Consider the following 17,575-nt stretch of genomic DNA (forward strand, 5'->3'; position numbering starts at 1 on the left):
TAGAATCCCTCCTTAGATAGAACCTTGCTGTTGTGCACCGTAAAAGCTTTCACCTTTCGCCGCCATATCAATCAGCATCTGCGGTACTTGGTACATTGCACCTAGTTCTGAGTATTGTTTTGCCATGGCAACAAACTCAGCGATACCTATACTATCTAGGTAACGGAATACGCCGCCGCGGAATGGAGGGAAGCCAAGCCCATAAACCAATGCCATATCTGCTTCCTGAGGAGTGGCGATGATGCCTTCTTGTAGACACAGTACCACTTCGTTGATCATTGGAATCATCATGCGTTGAATGATGGTCTGCTCGTCAAAGTCCTGCTTATCGGCACAAACGTCAGCGAGTACCGACAAGATTTCTTCAGAGAAGGTTTTCTTCGGTTTACCTTTTCTATCAATGGTGTAGCTGTAGAAGCCATTACCATTTTTCTGGCCGTATTTATCTGCTTCGAACAGTGCATCGATCGCGTCACGACCTTGTTTGCCCATGCGCTCAGGGAAACCTTGCGCCATCACGGCTTGTGCGTGGTGGGCGGTATCAATACCAACAACATCGAGCAAGTATGCAGGTCCCATCGGCCAGCCAAACTTACGCTCCATGATTTTGTCGATTTTCGTAAAGTCAGCACCATCACGAAGTAGCATGCTGAAGCCGCCAAAGTATGGGAATAGAACGCGGTTAACAAAGAATCCTGGGCAGTCATTGACGACAATTGGTGATTTGCCCATTTTCGCTGCGTATGCAACAACACGATTGATGGTTTCATCAGAGGTGTGCTCACCACGGATGATCTCAACAAGAGGCATACGATGCACAGGGTTAAAGAAGTGCATACCACAGAAGTTTTCTGGGCGTTTTAGCGATTTCGCCAAAAGGTTAATTGGAATTGTCGAGGTGTTTGAGGTTATAACGGTGTCGTCACCGACATGCGCTTCTACTTCACTTAGAACTGCGGCTTTTACTTTCGGGTTTTCAACCACGGCTTCAACAATCACGTCTGATTCTTCGATACCCGCGTAATGTAAGCTTGGTGTGATAGACGCTAAGATGCCTGCCATCTTAAAGCCGTCAATGCGACCACGAGATAGGCGTTTATTCAGCAGTTTAGAGGCTTCGGTCATTCCTAAATCGAGTGATGGTTGTGCGATGTCTTTCATTAAGACTGGGACGCCTTTTAATGCAGATTGGTAGGCGATACCGCCACCCATGATCCCCGCACCAAGAACGGCTGCACGTTGTGTATCTTTACTCGCTGACTTGGCTGACTTTTTAGCAAGCCCTTTGATGTATTGGTCATTAAGGAAGAGACCAACCAGTGATTTTGCTTCTTCTGACTTAGCCAGTTTTACGAAGTGTTTGCGCTCAATGTCTAGTGCTTCATTGCGAGCGAAGCGCGCGCCTTCTTCAATAGTAACAACCGCTGTCATTGGTGCAGGGTAGTGAGGACCTGCTTTTTGTGCCACCAGCCCCTTCGCCATGGTAAAGCTCATCATTGATTCAAGCTTACTTAGTGTGAGTGGTGATGTCTTTTGTTTGCGACGAGCTTGCCAGTCTAGCTTCTCGTTGATTGCCGATGTCAGTGTTTGTAGTGCTGACTCGTAAAGTGCGTCGCTATCAACAACCGCATCAAGAAGACCAATCTTCAATGCTTCATCCGCACGATACGCTTTACCTTGCGTGATCACTTCCATTGCACTGTCGGCACCGATAACTCGTGGCAGACGTACGCAACCGCCAAAGCCAGGCATGATGCCTAATTTTGTTTCTGGTAGACCGATGCTGGTGGTTTTGTCACCAATTCGCATATCAGTTGCAAGCACGCACTCACAACCGCCACCTAACGTGTGACCTTTTAGTACCGAGATAGTCGGGACAGGCAAGTCTTCCAGCTTGTTGAAGATGCTGTTAGCAAATTGCAGCCACTGATCGAGCTCAGCGTCTGTCTTAGCAAAAAGACCTAAGAATTCAGTGATGTCCGCGCCAACAATGAACGCGTCTTTATCTGAGGTGAGCATCAAGCCCTTCAGCCCTTGGTGCGCTATTAGGGCATCAAGAGCTTTGTCGAGTGACTCTAGTGTTGCTAGATCGAGCTTGTTTACGGATTTTGGAGAGCAGAAGCTAAGCTCTGCAATGCCATCTTGTACTTCCTTTACCTGTAGGGTTTCGGCTTGGTAAATCATTGTCTATCTCCATGACATACAATCTTGGATTGTCTGTATACCGATTTGATGCGGGCTGAGCGCCGTATAGGGCAGCAAATTGATATAGAGGAAAGTCGTTATATTTGTTGTTCTGGTTTGACCAGTGAAGTTAGTTTGGACCTCGCATTGGTTAATTTCAATACATTTTTTAAACAAGTGTTTAACATTGTGCGCTGGTGCAGATCTTATGCGACTCACAATTCCGTCTCGTGATAGACTTTGGACAAAGAGAAAAGTGACCTAATCCTATGAATGACAAGCCTTATCTTATCCCTGCCGCGCCTGCTCAATTTGAAGAAGAAATCAAAAAGAGCGTCTTTATTACCTATTTGGCTCATACGCCGAACATAGAGGCTGCAAAGGCGTTCGTAGAGCAGATCAAAACCAAGCACTCTGATGCAAGGCATAACTGCTGGGGATTTGTTGCGGGTCGACCAGAAGATTCGATGAAGTGGGGGTTTAGCGATGACGGAGAACCATCGGGGACAGCCGGAAAACCGATCCTAGCTCAATTGTCTGGTTCTGGTGTAGGAGAACTCACAGCTGTTGTTACTCGATATTCTGGTGGCATTAAGTTAGGCACGGGTGGTTTGGTGAAAGCTTATGGTGGCGGTGTGCAACAAGCGCTCAAGCTGCTTCAAACAATTGAGAAAAAAATAACCACAAAACTCCGTCTAGAGTTAGACTATGGTTTTATGCCTATCGCACAGTCGATCATGCCCCAGTTTGGTGCGGTTGAAGTTGAAGCTGAGTACAGCGATCAGGTGGTATTAGTGTTGGAAATTGAGCTACGTGAAGTGAGCGCCTTTACCCAAACTATCATCAACAAAAGCGGTGCAAAGGCAATTGTCACCCCTATAGACGGACAATAATGAAATATAGGAAGCCACAGGGACAGCTTCGCTAGTCAATTAATCCATGCAATTTCGTTCAATTATTCGAATCGTCGGGCTATTGCTCGCGCTTTTTAGTGTCACAATGCTCGCGCCAGCATTGGTCGCGCTTATCTATCGAGATGGTGCGGGTGTACCTTTTGTCACGACTTTCTTCGTACTTCTATTGTGTGGTGGGATATGTTGGTTCCCAAACCGCAGGTATAAACACGAGCTTAAAGCGCGTGATGGCTTTCTTATTGTTGTTCTTTTCTGGACCGTACTTGGTAGTGCAGGCTCTATTCCTTTTCTGATCTCAGATAACCCCAATGTATCTGTGACTGACGCTTTTTTTGAGTCTTTCTCTGCTTTAACGACAACGGGTGCGACGGTGATCGTCGGGCTCGACGAGTTGCCAAAAGCGATTCTCTTTTATCGCCAGCTTCTGCAGTGGTTTGGCGGTATGGGGATCATCGTATTAGCCGTTGCAATCCTACCAGTGCTTGGTATCGGTGGTATGCAGCTTTATCGTGCAGAAATCCCAGGGCCAGTCAAAGATACTAAGATGACGCCGCGTATTGCCGAAACGGCTAAAGCGCTATGGTATATCTATTTAAGTCTGACGATCGCATGTGCTGCAGCATTTTGGGTTGCGGGAATGACGCCATTCGATGCGATTAGCCATAGCTTCTCAACCATTGCTATCGGTGGTTTCTCTACGCACGATGCCAGCATGGGCTATTTCGATAGCTATGCCATTAACATGATCACCGTTGTCTTCTTGTTAATCTCAGCATGTAACTATTCTTTGCACTTCGCCGCGTTTGCGTCTGGCGGCGTGCATCCTAAATACTATTGGAAAGATCCAGAGTTCCGCGCGTTCATCTTTATACAAGTTGTTTTGTTCTTGGTGTGCTTCTTATTATTGTTGAATCACCATTCTTACGACTCAACCTATGATGCATTCGATCAAGCGCTTTTTCAGACCGTGTCCATCTCAACTACGGCTGGCTTTACCACAACCGGCTTTGCTGATTGGCCATTATTCTTACCAGTGCTGTTGTTGTTCTCTTCTTTTATAGGTGGTTGTGCTGGTTCGACTGGCGGCGGCATGAAAGTGATCCGTATTCTGCTACTGACCTTACAAGGCGCGCGTGAGCTGAAGCGTTTGGTGCACCCTCGTGCGGTTTACACCATCAAAGTGGGTGGCAGTGCTCTGCCGCAAAGAGTCGTTGATGCGGTTTGGGGATTCTTCTCTGCTTACGCTTTGGTGTTCGTGGTTTGTATGTTGGGCTTGATTGCTACAGGGATGGATGAGCTAAGCGCGTTCTCTGCGGTTGCAGCAACGCTCAACAACTTAGGTCCAGGTTTGGGTGAAGTTGCGCTTCACTTTGGCGATGTGAACGACAAAGCAAAATGGGTATTGATTGTTTCTATGCTGTTTGGCCGTTTGGAAATCTTTACCTTACTTATTCTACTTACGCCGACGTTTTGGCGTAGCTAAGGGGAAATCGTGGCAAAAGCATTATTTCTATATTCCTCCCGTGAAGGGCAGACTAAAAAAATTCTCCACTATATAGATGAGAAGCTAACAGACTTCGAATGCGAGCTGGTGGATTTACATAATGTTGAGATGATTGATTTTAGCCAATACGACAGGGTATTGATTGGAGCGTCTATTCGTTATGGTCATCTTAATAAGAAGCTGTACCAGTTTATTGAGCGAAACCTCAATCAACTTGAACAAAGTAAAGTGGCGTTTTTCTGCGTAAACCTAACCGCTCGTAAAGAAGACCAAGGAAAGGATACGCCAGAGGGTAGTGCTTACATTCGTAAGTTCCTAATCAAGTCGCCTTGGAAACCAACCTTAATCGGTGTTTTTGCTGGTGCTCTTTATTACCCACGTTACGGATGGTTCGACAAAACTATGATTAAGTTCATTATGTCGATGACAGGTGGTGAAACCGATACGACCAAAGAAGTGGAATACACCAATTGGGAAAAAGTGGCTCTTTTCGCAGATAAATTCAAAGAACTGTAGAAATAACGTGCTCTTTTGACCGCTTTTGAAGCAAATTTATCCGAACGATAAAAAAATCAAAAAAAACGAGAAAAAGGGCTTGCCAATGTGATCGCAATCTCTATAATGCCACCTCGCTGACACGGCAACGCTTCGAAAGAAACGAGGTTGAGTTAGCAAGCCAATTAGCCAAGCGGAAACGCTTGAAAGAAAGTTTGAAAAAAGTGATTGACACTAAACTTTAACTCGCTAAAATGGCCGTCCGATTTGAGCAAGGCTCAATAGGAAAGCTCTTTAACAATATAGACCTATCAATCTGTGTGGGCACTCGTTGATGATAATCCAATTAGAAACTTCGGTTTCAAATTAGGTTTCAATGAACTGAGTGACCAATCAAGACTTCTTTTGGCAACATTAGGGGACTTGGCACAGTCAATTCATTATCATTCTGTTGGAATGATAATAGCTTTAAAATTACTTCTTACTTTCGAGTAAGGATGAGTTTTGAAGTCAGTATTCGTTGAGCCGAACAAAATCTTAAATTGAAGAGTTTGATCATGGCTCAGATTGAACGCTGGCGGCAGGCCTAACACATGCAAGTCGAGCGGAAACGACTTAACTGAACCTTCGGGGAACGTTAAGGGCGTCGAGCGGCGGACGGGTGAGTAATGCCTAGGAAATTGCCCTGATGTGGGGGATAACCATTGGAAACGATGGCTAATACCGCATGATGCCTACGGGCCAAAGAGGGGGACCTTAGGGCCTCTCGCGTCAGGATATGCCTAGGTGGGATTAGCTAGTTGGTGAGGTAATGGCTCACCAAGGCGACGATCCCTAGCTGGTCTGAGAGGATGATCAGCCACACTGGAACTGAGACACGGTCCAGACTCCTACGGGAGGCAGCAGTGGGGAATATTGCACAATGGGCGCAAGCCTGATGCAGCCATGCCGCGTGTGTGAAGAAGGCCTTCGGGTTGTAAAGCACTTTCAGTCGTGAGGAAGGTAGTGTAGTTAATAGCTGCATTATTTGACGTTAGCGACAGAAGAAGCACCGGCTAACTCCGTGCCAGCAGCCGCGGTAATACGGAGGGTGCGAGCGTTAATCGGAATTACTGGGCGTAAAGCGCATGCAGGTGGTTTGTTAAGTCAGATGTGAAAGCCCGGGGCTCAACCTCGGAATAGCATTTGAAACTGGCAGACTAGAGTACTGTAGAGGGGGGTAGAATTTCAGGTGTAGCGGTGAAATGCGTAGAGATCTGAAGGAATACCGGTGGCGAAGGCGGCCCCCTGGACAGATACTGACACTCAGATGCGAAAGCGTGGGGAGCAAACAGGATTAGATACCCTGGTAGTCCACGCCGTAAACGATGTCTACTTGGAGGTTGTGGCCTTGAGCCGTGGCTTTCGGAGCTAACGCGTTAAGTAGACCGCCTGGGGAGTACGGTCGCAAGATTAAAACTCAAATGAATTGACGGGGGCCCGCACAAGCGGTGGAGCATGTGGTTTAATTCGATGCAACGCGAAGAACCTTACCTACTCTTGACATCCAGAGAACTTTCCAGAGATGGATTGGTGCCTTCGGGAACTCTGAGACAGGTGCTGCATGGCTGTCGTCAGCTCGTGTTGTGAAATGTTGGGTTAAGTCCCGCAACGAGCGCAACCCTTATCCTTGTTTGCCAGCGAGTAATGTCGGGAACTCCAGGGAGACTGCCGGTGATAAACCGGAGGAAGGTGGGGACGACGTCAAGTCATCATGGCCCTTACGAGTAGGGCTACACACGTGCTACAATGGCGCATACAGAGGGCAGCAAGCTAGCGATAGTGAGCGAATCCCAAAAAGTGCGTCGTAGTCCGGATTGGAGTCTGCAACTCGACTCCATGAAGTCGGAATCGCTAGTAATCGTGGATCAGAATGCCACGGTGAATACGTTCCCGGGCCTTGTACACACCGCCCGTCACACCATGGGAGTGGGCTGCAAAAGAAGTAGGTAGTTTAACCTTCGGGAGGACGCTTACCACTTTGTGGTTCATGACTGGGGTGAAGTCGTAACAAGGTAGCGCTAGGGGAACCTGGCGCTGGATCACCTCCTTATACGATGATTACTCACGATGAGTGTCCACACAGATTGATACGGTTTATAAGTAAGAGACGATACTGGGTCTGTAGCTCAGGTGGTTAGAGCGTTCGCCTGATAAGCGAGAGGTCGGTGGTTCGAGTCCACTCAGACCCACCAATTTCCTTGGAAATTGGCACACAGTATCACACTGATGGGGCTATAGCTCAGCTGGGAGAGCGCCTGCCTTGCACGCAGGAGGTCTGCGGTTCGATCCCGCATAGCTCCACCATCTTTAAGCGCATTCGATGAGTGCTTTTAAAAATGGTTTTCATCAGAAAATCTAGCTCTTTAACAATTTGGAAAGCTGACAAAACAAACTTTTAAGTTTGTTTGTAAAGTTCTCAATGTTTGTCTTTATGACAAACACCAAAAAACACATTCAAGTGTTCTTGGGAATATCACTTTTACTGTGATTATTCGAAATTGAGTCCGGCAAAATCGATATGTCTCTCGCTCATTCAAATAATGAGAGACAACTTTGGTGATTTGAACATCAACTCGAAACTCCTTCGGGTTGTATGGTTAAGTGACTAAGCGTACACGGTGGATGCCTTGGCAGTCAGAGGCGATGAAGGACGTATTAACTTGCGATAAGCCCAGATTAGGTAGTAAAAACCACTTGAGTCTGGGATTTCCGAATGGGGAAACCCACTAGCATAAGCTAGTATCGCTGCGTGAATACATAGCGCAGCGAGGCGAACCGGGGGAACTGAAACATCTAAGTACCCCGAGGAAAAGAAATCAACCGAGATTCCGAAAGTAGCGGCGAGCGAAATTGGACTAGCCCTTAAGCTTTATATGCGTTAGACGAACGGTCTGGAAAGTCCGGCAATAAAGGGTGATAGCCCCGTAGTTGACAACGCACATTCAGTGAAATCGAGTAGGGCGGGACACGTGATATCCTGTCTGAATATGGGGGGACCATCCTCCAAGGCTAAATACTACTGACTGACCGATAGTGAACCAGTACCGTGAGGGAAAGGCGAAAAGAACCCCTGTGAGGGGAGTGAAATAGAACCTGAAACCGTGTACGTACAAGCAGTAGGAGCACCTTCGTGGTGTGACTGCGTACCTTTTGTATAATGGGTCAGCGACTTATATTCAGTGGCAAGGTTAACCATCTAGGGGAGCCGTAGCGAAAGCGAGTGTTAACTGCGCGACTTAGTCGCTGGATATAGACCCGAAACCAGGTGATCTAGCCATGGGCAGGTTGAAGATTGAGTAACATCAATTGGAGGACCGAACCGACTAATGTTGAAAAATTAGCGGATGACTTGTGGCTAGGGGTGAAAGGCCAATCAAACCTGGAGATAGCTGGTTCTCCCCGAAAGCTATTTAGGTAGCGCCTCGGACGAATACTACTGGGGGTAGAGCACTGTTAAGGCTAGGGGGTCATCCCGACTTACCAACCCTTTGCAAACTCCGAATACCAGTAAGTACTATCCGGGAGACACACGGCGGGTGCTAACGTCCGTCGTGGAGAGGGAAACAACCCAGACCGCCAGCTAAGGTCCCAAATTATTACTAAGTGGGAAACGATGTGGGAAGGCTCAGACAGCCAGGATGTTGGCTTAGAAGCAGCCATCATTTAAAGAAAGCGTAATAGCTCACTGGTCGAGTCGGCCTGCGCGGAAGATGTAACGGGGCTAAGTAATAAACCGAAGCTGCGGCAATGAAGTTTACTTCATTGGGTAGGGGAGCGTTCTGTAAGCCGTTGAAGGTGTGTTGTAAAGCATGCTGGAGGTATCAGAAGTGCGAATGCTGACATGAGTAACGATAAAGGGGGTGAAAAACCTCCTCGCCGGAAGACCAAGGGTTCCTGTCCAACGTTAATCGGGGCAGGGTAAGTCGACCCCTAAGGCGAGGCCGAAAGGCGTAGTCGATGGGAAACGGGTTAATATTCCCGTACTTCTTACAATTGCGATGGGGGGACGGAGAAGGCTAGGTGGGCCTGGCGACGGTTGTCCAGGTTCAAGTGCGTAGGCTGAAGAGTTAGGTAAATCCGGCTCTTCTTAAGGCTGAGACACGACGTCGAGCTACTACGGTAGTGAAGTCATTGATGCCATGCTTCCAGGAAAAGCCTCTAAGCTTCAGATTGTAAGGAATCGTACCCCAAACCGACACAGGTGGTCGGGTAGAGAATACCAAGGCGCTTGAGAGAACTCGGGTGAAGGAACTAGGCAAAATGGTACCGTAACTTCGGGAGAAGGTACGCTCTTGATGGTGAAGTCCCTTGCGGATGGAGCTGACGAGAGTCGCAGATACCAGGTGGCTGCAACTGTTTATTAAAAACACAGCACTGTGCAAAATCGTAAGATGACGTATACGGTGTGACGCCTGCCCGGTGCCGGAAGGTTAATTGATGGGGTTAGACTTCGGTCGAAGCTCTTGATCGAAGCCCCGGTAAACGGCGGCCGTAACTATAACGGTCCTAAGGTAGCGAAATTCCTTGTCGGGTAAGTTCCGACCTGCACGAATGGCGTAATGATGGCCACGCTGTCTCCACCCGAGACTCAGTGAAATTGAAATCGCTGTGAAGATGCAGTGTACCCGCGGCTAGACGGAAAGACCCCGTGAACCTTTACTACAGCTTGGCACTGAACATTGACCCTACATGTGTAGGATAGGTGGGAGGCTTTGAAGCACAGTCGCTAGATTGTGTGGAGCCGTCCTTGAAATACCACCCTTGTAGTGTTGATGTTCTAACGTCGACCCCTAATCGGGGTTGCGGACAGTGCCTGGTGGGTAGTTTGACTGGGGCGGTCTCCTCCCAAAGAGTAACGGAGGAGCACGAAGGTGGGCTAATCACGGTTGGACATCGTGAGGTTAGTGCAATGGCATAAGCCCGCTTGACTGCGAGAATGACAATTCGAGCAGGTGCGAAAGCAGGTCATAGTGATCCGGTGGTTCTGTATGGAAGGGCCATCGCTCAACGGATAAAAGGTACTCCGGGGATAACAGGCTGATACCGCCCAAGAGTTCATATCGACGGCGGTGTTTGGCACCTCGATGTCGGCTCATCACATCCTGGGGCTGAAGTCGGTCCCAAGGGTATGGCTGTTCGCCATTTAAAGTGGTACGCGAGCTGGGTTTAGAACGTCGTGAGACAGTTCGGTCCCTATCTGCCGTGGGCGTTGGAAGATTGAAGGGGGCTGCTCCTAGTACGAGAGGACCGGAGTGGACGAACCTCTGGTGTTCGGGTTGTGTCGCCAGACGCATTGCCCGGTAGCTAAGTTCGGAATCGATAACCGCTGAAAGCATCTAAGCGGGAAGCGAGCCCTGAGATGAGTCTTCCCTGATACTTTAAGTATCCTAAAGGGTTGTTCGAGACTAGAACGTTGATAGGCAGGGTGTGTAAGCGTTGTGAGGCGTTGAGCTAACCTGTACTAATTGCCCGTGAGGCTTAACCATACAACACCCAAGGGGTTTTGATGGACTCAATGCAAGAACGATTGAATGTGTAAGAACTTAGAAACAGCTTTCCGAATTAAAGAATTTGCTTGGCGACCATAGCGATTTGGACCCACCTGACTTCCATTCCGAACTCAGAAGTGAAACGAATTAGCGCCGATGGTAGTGTGGGGTTTCCCCATGTGAGAGTAGGACATCGCCAGGCTTTAAATTTAGACTTAAATGTCTAACCAGTGCGGAGCGGTAGTTCAGTTGGTTAGAATACCGGCCTGTCACGCCGGGGGTCGCGGGTTCGAGTCCCGTCCGCTCCGCCACTTATTTAGAAAGCCTTGCTAGAAATAGCAAGGCTTTCGTCGTTTCTAGAGCCTTCAATTTCCTACTTGCTCTAGCCTTATTTACCATTAAGCTCCCTCCTTCTCAAGCCGACCTCTTTTACTTCTTTATTATATGTGTGTAGGTGCTTACTACCTTTTTAGTGCCTATAAAATATGGATCTTCATTTATAACCTCTGACCCATAAGCATTATGACTGCACATCTTTAAAAGATAAGTGAGAATCATTATTAATATTTAGTTACACTCACATCAATTGGAATAATGAGTGACTAAATACATGGATATATCTCGTCGACGTTTTCTTCAATCTTCCTTAGCGATCTCTGCGCTTACCGTTCTGCCTGCATGTTCTCTATCTAGGAGTACTAATAAACAGGGGCAGCATATATACGACATCACTGCAGAGCCTTCTACTGCACAATTGGTCCCAGGATTTAACACGGATGTACTTGCGTTCAATGGCTCGATTCCAGCACCTACGATTCGATGTCGCCAAGGCGAGAAAGTTATAATTCGGTTTACTAACAAGCTTTCAGAGCCGACTACAATCCACTGGCATGGCTTGCGAATCCCTATTGAAATGGATGGTGTCCCTTTCTTGAGCCAGCCGCCTATCATGCCGGGTGAAACATTCGTTTATGAATTTACACCGCCAGATGCGGGCACGTTTTGGTATCACCCACACATGAATAGTGCTAAGCAGCTTGGTATGGGGTTAGTTGGATTAATTATCGTTGATGAGGCAGAGCCTGTTCAGTTTGATGAAGAACATGAAGTCGTCCTGAAGCATTGGCATATAGACAAACAAGGTCAGTGGAAAAAACTTATGGTGCCGCGCTTGAGTGCACGTATGGGGACTCCCGGAGAGTGGAGTAGTGTCAATGGTGTTCATGAGCCTGTTTATACGCTGAAGCAGAATGCTACCACGCGATTAAGAATTGCTAATGTCGATAACACCATTACTTACCCGATCGCTATTGAAGGCGCAGAGGCTTGGGTTATTGCTATTGATGGTAATCCTGTTAGAACGCCTTATAGGCTCACTCAACACAAAATTGGTCCGGGAATGAGGTTGGATGTCGGATTGATTGCTCCGAAGGTTGGAGAGCGTGTTTATGTGCGTCAAATGAAAGGGCGCTTCCCATTCCCTTTGTGTGAGTTTGATATTGTTGAGTCTAACCTACCGAGCAACCAGAAACTGCCTTTATTGCCTCTCAACCCTGTGCCTGATCTTGATTTGAAAAATGCGGAGCAAATCGATTATGTGTTTGAGTGGGAGGGGGCGGTCACTCCTGCTGATAAATCGGGCAAAGCGATACCTAAATTCTGGCTGATGAATAAACGAGCTTGGGAGGGAATGAGTAAAGATAATATTCCTGCGCCGCTTTCAACATTGGAGATGGGAAAAACCTATATCTTTAATCTAAAGAACGTGACTCAATACCACCATCCAATTCATCTTCATGGACACACATTTACCGTTCTTGAATTAGACGGCAAAAAACTCGATGAACCGTTTAATACCGATACGGTCTTACTTGGAAAAAACGGCAGTGCGAAAGCGGCATTTGTTGCAGATAACCCAGGACGTTGGATGTACCATTGTCATGTGATTGAACACATGAAGACGGGGTTAATGGGTTATATTGAGGTAAAGTGACTCCTGTAACTTTTTAAATCTTGATAAGTTTTAAGCGCTATACTTTGCTGAATTCTAAGATTGTATAATCACTATTGCCGTAAATTTGATTACAATGTCGCCATTAACTTTTTTGGGGGAATTATGGGACAACTATCCGTTTTGGGTTTTATTGCATTGGGTGGCGCATTTGGTGCATGTTCTCGTTACTTAATTTCTGAACTTTGTGTGATGCTACTTGGTCGTGGCTTTCCGTACGGTACCTTAACCGTGAACGTGGTCGGTTCATTTATTATGGGTCTACTCATTGCTGCGTTTGAAACTGAGTTGATGGTCACTGACCCATGGCGTCAAATCATCGGTCTTGGCTTTTTGGGCGCATTAACCACATTCTCTACCTTCTCGATGGATAACGTGTTGCTTATGCAGCAGGGTGCTTTCTTTAAGATGGGATTGAACGTATTGCTGAATGTCGTGTTAAGCATTTCGGCTGCGTGGATTGGTTTCCAATTATTGATGCGTAGCTAGCAAAAATACTCAAATCTTAATCAGGTCGGCTTGGTTTAACCAAGCCGTTTTTATATACTGATTTTACTTGTCGGAGTGCCATAAGGCTGAGACCGTTAATTCGGGATCCGTTGAACCTGATCAGATTAGAATCTGCGAAGGGAACAAGAGAAGATATTTACACCAGAGCTCTATCTGGTCGACCTATCAAATAATCGAATGTTGTTATAGACGAAGAGCACTCACTCAATCTTCCTTAATTCGATTCCTCTTGTCGCATCTATCCGCCAAGCATTTTTATCCCAATACTTTTTATCTAAGCATAACAAAGCAAGGAAAAATGCTATGTCGAGTCGCAAGCAAGCGAGACTGGAAGCAAAACAGTTCATTGATACACTCTCGGTACAACCGTACCCAAATTCAAGCAAAGTCTACGTAGGGGGTTCACGTCCCGATATTCGTGTGCCAATGCGTGAAATATCACTCGCTGACAGCCTTATTGGAGGCACAAAAGAAGCGCCTATTTTCGAGCCTAATGAGCCTGTACGCGTTTACGATACCTCGGGTGTATACACAGATCCAGAACACACCATAGACCTCTACAACGGCTTACCTAAGCTGAGAGAAGGGTGGATTGAAGATCGTGCCGATACTGAGCTACTTGATGAAGTAAGTTCGGTATACACCAAAGAACGCTTAGAAGACGAAACGTTAGACGATCTTCGTTACGGCAATCTACCACGCATTCGACGTGCTAAAGGTGGGCAGTGCGTGACTCAATTACACTATGCTCGCAAAGGTATTATTACCCCAGAAATGGAATACATCGCCTTACGTGAAAATATGGGGCGTGCTCAATACCGTGATGAAGTGCTGAATCAACAACATCCGGGTCAAAGCTTCGGAGCGAATCTCCCAAAAGACATTACCGCCGAGTTTGTACGCAGAGAAGTTGCTGAAGGTCGCGCAATTATTCCTTCTAATATCAACCACCCAGAATCCGAACCAATGATCATTGGACGTAACTTTTTGGTCAAAGTGAACGCCAACATCGGTAACTCATCGGTCACTTCTTCGATTGAGGAAGAAGTAGAGAAGTTAGTCTGGGCGACGCGTTGGGGTGGTGATACCGTTATGGATCTCTCTACTGGACGTAACATCCACGAAACTCGCGAGTGGATTCTGCGTAATAGTCCGGTTCCGATCGGTACCGTACCTATGTACCAAGCGCTTGAGAAAGTGAACGGTGTTGCGGAAAACCTTAACTGGGAAGTGATGCGCGATACTCTGATTGAGCAAGCAGAGCAGGGCGTTGACTACTTCACTATCCATGCCGGCTTACTACTTCGTTATGTGCCAATGACTGCAAAACGCGTTACTGGCATTGTTTCTCGTGGTGGTTCTATCATCGCGAAATGGTGTTTAGCGCATCACCAAGAAAGCTTCTTATATACCCACTTCCGAGAGATTTGTGAAATCTGTGCTAAGTATGATGTGGCGCTTTCTCTCGGTGATGGTCTGCGTCCTGGCTCGGTTGCCGATGCTAACGACGAAGCGCAATTTGCAGAGCTTCGTACCCTTGGTGAGTTGACCAAGATTGCGTGGGAATATGACGTACAGGTCATTATCGAAGGTCCTGGTCATGTTCCAATGCACATGATCAAAGAGAACATGGAAGAGCAGCTAGAGCACTGCCATGAAGCTCCGTTCTACACCCTTGGTCCACTGACGACAGACGTCGCTCCTGGTTACGATCATATTACGTCAGGCATTGGCGCTGCCATGATTGGCTGGTATGGCTGTGCGATGCTTTGCTACGTAACTCCTAAAGAGCATCTTGGCTTACCAAACAAAGAAGACGTGAAGGTAGGCATGATCACTTACAAGCTTGCTGCACACGCCGCTGATTTGGCGAAAGGACACCCTGGCGCTCAAGTTCGTGATAATGCGCTTTCTAAGGCTCGCTTCGAGTTCCGCTGGGAAGACCAATTCAACTTGTCACTCGACCCAGATACCGCACGCGCTTTCCATGATGAAACCTTGCCTCAAGAGTCTGGAAAAGTTGCTCACTTCTGTTCGATGTGTGGACCAAAGTTCTGCTCCATGAAGATTTCGCAAGAGGTACGAGAGTACGCGAAAGACACAGAGCAAGTTGCTGCGGACCAAGCTATCTCGATCAAAATGCTCGATGATCCTCTCGAGGGGATGCGTCAGAAATCGCAAGAATTTAGAGATACAGGTTCTGAGTTATACCATCCAGCAGCACATGCCGAGGTAAGTGATTAATGAGCAAAATCCTTATTCCGTCATCATTGATTGAACTAACAGGTTTAGTTCAGCAATGTTTGTTGTTGGCGAAAGAACAGGGTTTTAGCATTGAAGACATTGAGTTGGGTGTGAGCCCAACTCAATTTATTCAGCTTGTTCACGACCAACAGACCACAAACATAACGACAGATCTTATTAATGATTATGACTCTGAGCATGAGAGTTCATTTACGCTTTATTACCGTTCTACTTTGTCGGTAGAAGCGTGTGCTAAGCAACCGTCGAAAGTGATTTATATTGGTATTGCTGATAATCAGGTTTCCGATGAAAAGGAGAAAGTGCTTCAGCTTGATATCTGGCGTCACCCAATTAACAACGAAGTAAGAGCGCTTTCTGTTAAGTCCAAACTCAACGCAATGTTCGATCCCGAACATCACCTTGCTTGGATAGTAACGCTGACAGTACTCGGTTTTCCTATCGAAGATGCGTTAACACTTGCTCGAGGAATGCTAACTCAACAAGCGAATGTTTCACGTGAAACACTATCGAATGACAACCTTGACGAGGGGCAATCAACTCAGTGGGCTGACCAATTTGATGATTTCCCCACACCTGTACTGGAAGATAACCGACTCGGTATTCAAGTTGGTTGGTCAGCACAAGGAGAGAGCGTTAGCTTTCCAACTCTAACTAAGCAAAGTCTAGGGCTCTATCCAGTCGTTGATGATGTCGCTTGGATTGAGCGTTTACTGCCTTTAGGCATTAACACTATTCAACTACGAATCAAGAACCCACAACAAGTCGATTTGGAACAACAGATCATTCGAGCAATTGAGCTAGGTCGTCAGTATCAAGCGCAAGTGTTCATCAATGACTATTGGCAGTTGGCAATCAAGCATGGCGCTTATGGCGTTCACCTAGGACAAGAAGACATAGAAGAATCGAATTTGGCTCAGCTAACTAAAGCCGGCATTCGTCTTGGTCTTTCTACTCATGGTTATTATGAGCTACTGCGCATCGTACAAATTCATCCTAGTTACATCGCGCTAGGGCATATTTTCCCAACCACCACAAAACAGATGCCATCGAAACCACAAGGTTTGGTGCGCTTGGCACTGTATCAAAAACTGATTGATAGCATTCCTTATACAAATACAGAGGCTGCTTTCCGTCCTTCAAAAGACAAAGCAATGAGTAGCGATTCACTCGGTTTTCCGACGGTAGCAATTGGTGGCATTGACCAATCTAATGCTGACCAAGTTTGGCAAACGGGCGTCTCTAGCTTGGCAGTTGTGCGTGCTATTACGTTGGCAGAATCACCTCAGTCCGTCATCGAGTTCTTCGCACAACTGATGAAGGAAAGACAACTAACGTTTACTGAGCAGAATAGTGAATTGGCGGATATCAAGAGAGGCGAGCATGCTCACGGATAAGCAGTTCCTTCGCTATCAACGCCAAGTCGCTCTGCCTGAAATTGCCGAAGTTGGGCAAGAGCGTTTGAGCAAATCGCATGTGCTGATCATCGGTTGTGGTGGATTAGGGAGCGCAGCGAGTTTGTACTTGGCTGCAGCGGGCGTTGGTAAATTGGTTGTGGTTGATGACGATGAAGTTGATAGCAGTAACCTACAGCGTCAGATCCTTTATCGTGAACAAGACCTTCAAGTTGCGAAAACAGAAGCAACTGTAAAACAGCTCACTGACCTTAATTCTATGGTTCAAGTTCGTGCCCTCAATAAGCGATTAGACAAAGCACAGCTGCAGCTTGAGGCGATGCTAGCGGATGTGGTGTTGGACTGCACCGATAACATGCCAACGCGGCAGTTAATTAACCGAGTTTGTTTCGAGCAAAATACGCCGCTCATCTCAGCGGCGGCAATTGGTTGGCTAGGGCAATTCGCAGTCTTTGATTACCAAACACCAAGTGAACAAGAAGCGCAGAGTAAAGTGTGTTACCGCTGTTTGTATCCGTTTGACGAATTACCACAAACTCAAAAGTGCAGTGAGAGCGGTGTCGTCGGTCCGGTGGTGGGCACACTTGGCAACTACCAAGCGATAGCAGCAATTCAAAAACTGGCGACGGGGAAGTTTCATGTCGAGACTGCCAAGTTACATCTGTTTGATGGGTTGAAACTGCAATGGCAAATCATGGCGATAAGCAAAGACAAACAGTGCCAAGTGTGTGCTCAGGTTTAGCTTACGA

General features: G+C 47.0%; 9 protein-coding genes, 3 tRNA genes, 3 rRNA genes and 1 riboswitch. Of the genes, 14 read left to right on the top strand and 1 reads right to left on the bottom strand.

Annotated features, from left to right (window positions below):
- Positions 1–12: 12 nt before the first annotated feature.
- A complete protein-coding gene (fadB, locus tag C1S74_RS11025) occupies positions 13–2,184 on the bottom strand; it encodes a fatty acid oxidation complex subunit alpha FadB (protein WP_045398019.1) in 2,172 nt (723 codons plus the stop codon).
- Between the two features lie 269 nt (positions 2,185–2,453).
- Between fadB and C1S74_RS11030 the strand changes: the two genes are divergently transcribed.
- The 14 genes from C1S74_RS11030 (at position 2,454) to C1S74_RS11095 (ending at position 17,568) form a co-directional block, all read left to right on the top strand.
- A complete protein-coding gene (locus C1S74_RS11030; RefSeq protein ID WP_045398021.1) occupies positions 2,454–3,077 on the top strand; it encodes a YigZ family protein in 624 nt (207 codons plus the stop codon).
- A gap of 46 nt (positions 3,078–3,123) precedes the next feature.
- A complete protein-coding gene (locus C1S74_RS11035; protein WP_045398023.1) occupies positions 3,124–4,581 on the top strand; it encodes a TrkH family potassium uptake protein in 1,458 nt (485 codons plus the stop codon).
- Positions 4,582–4,590: 9 nt separating this feature from the next.
- Positions 4,591–5,118: a menaquinone-dependent protoporphyrinogen IX dehydrogenase gene (hemG, locus tag C1S74_RS11040; RefSeq protein WP_045398026.1), complete on the top strand. Its 528-nt coding sequence runs from the start codon at positions 4,591–4,593 to the stop codon at positions 5,116–5,118.
- A gap of 518 nt (positions 5,119–5,636) precedes the next feature.
- Positions 5,637–7,189, top strand: a 16S ribosomal RNA gene (locus C1S74_RS11045).
- 65 nt (positions 7,190–7,254) lie between these two features.
- A tRNA-Ile gene (locus C1S74_RS11050) sits at positions 7,255–7,331 on the top strand.
- Positions 7,332–7,367: 36 nt separating this feature from the next.
- Positions 7,368–7,443 (top strand) — tRNA-Ala (locus C1S74_RS11055).
- Positions 7,444–7,734: 291 nt separating this feature from the next.
- A 23S ribosomal RNA gene (locus tag C1S74_RS11060) occupies positions 7,735–10,625 on the top strand.
- Between the two features lie 88 nt (positions 10,626–10,713).
- Positions 10,714–10,830 (top strand): 5S ribosomal RNA (gene rrf / locus C1S74_RS11065).
- Together the 16S, 23S and 5S rRNA genes with 3 tRNA genes alongside form the textbook arrangement of a ribosomal RNA operon.
- 32 nt (positions 10,831–10,862) lie before the next feature.
- Positions 10,863–10,939 (top strand) — tRNA-Asp (locus C1S74_RS11070).
- 299 nt (positions 10,940–11,238) lie between these two features.
- Positions 11,239–12,621, top strand: coding sequence for a multicopper oxidase family protein (locus C1S74_RS11075; protein WP_045403329.1), 1,383 nt, complete (start codon positions 11,239–11,241; stop codon positions 12,619–12,621).
- A 123-nt stretch (positions 12,622–12,744) separates the two neighbouring features.
- On the top strand, positions 12,745–13,128 hold the full coding sequence (gene crcB / locus C1S74_RS11080) for a fluoride efflux transporter CrcB (protein WP_005430379.1): 384 nt from the start codon (positions 12,745–12,747) through the stop codon (positions 13,126–13,128).
- Between the two features lie 61 nt (positions 13,129–13,189).
- A riboswitch (TPP riboswitch) is annotated at positions 13,190–13,288 on the top strand.
- Between the two features lie 164 nt (positions 13,289–13,452).
- A complete protein-coding gene (gene thiC, locus C1S74_RS11085) occupies positions 13,453–15,393 on the top strand; it encodes a phosphomethylpyrimidine synthase ThiC (protein WP_045403331.1) in 1,941 nt (646 codons plus the stop codon).
- Positions 15,393–16,808, top strand: a complete 1,416-nt coding sequence (locus tag C1S74_RS11090) for a thiamine phosphate synthase (RefSeq protein ID WP_045403333.1) — start codon at positions 15,393–15,395, stop codon at positions 16,806–16,808. Before thiC ends, C1S74_RS11090 begins: the two co-directional genes overlap by 1 nt.
- The gene (locus tag C1S74_RS11095; protein WP_045403334.1) at positions 16,795–17,568 is read left to right on the top strand and encodes a HesA/MoeB/ThiF family protein; all 774 of its coding nucleotides are present in this window, start codon (positions 16,795–16,797) and stop codon (positions 17,566–17,568) included. The genes C1S74_RS11090 and C1S74_RS11095 overlap by 14 nt, the downstream gene beginning before the upstream one ends.
- Positions 17,569–17,575 lie beyond the last annotated feature (7 nt).

The sequence above is a fragment of the Vibrio hyugaensis genome, from assembly GCF_002906655.1.
GTDB classification, from domain to species: domain Bacteria; phylum Pseudomonadota; class Gammaproteobacteria; order Enterobacterales; family Vibrionaceae; genus Vibrio; species Vibrio hyugaensis.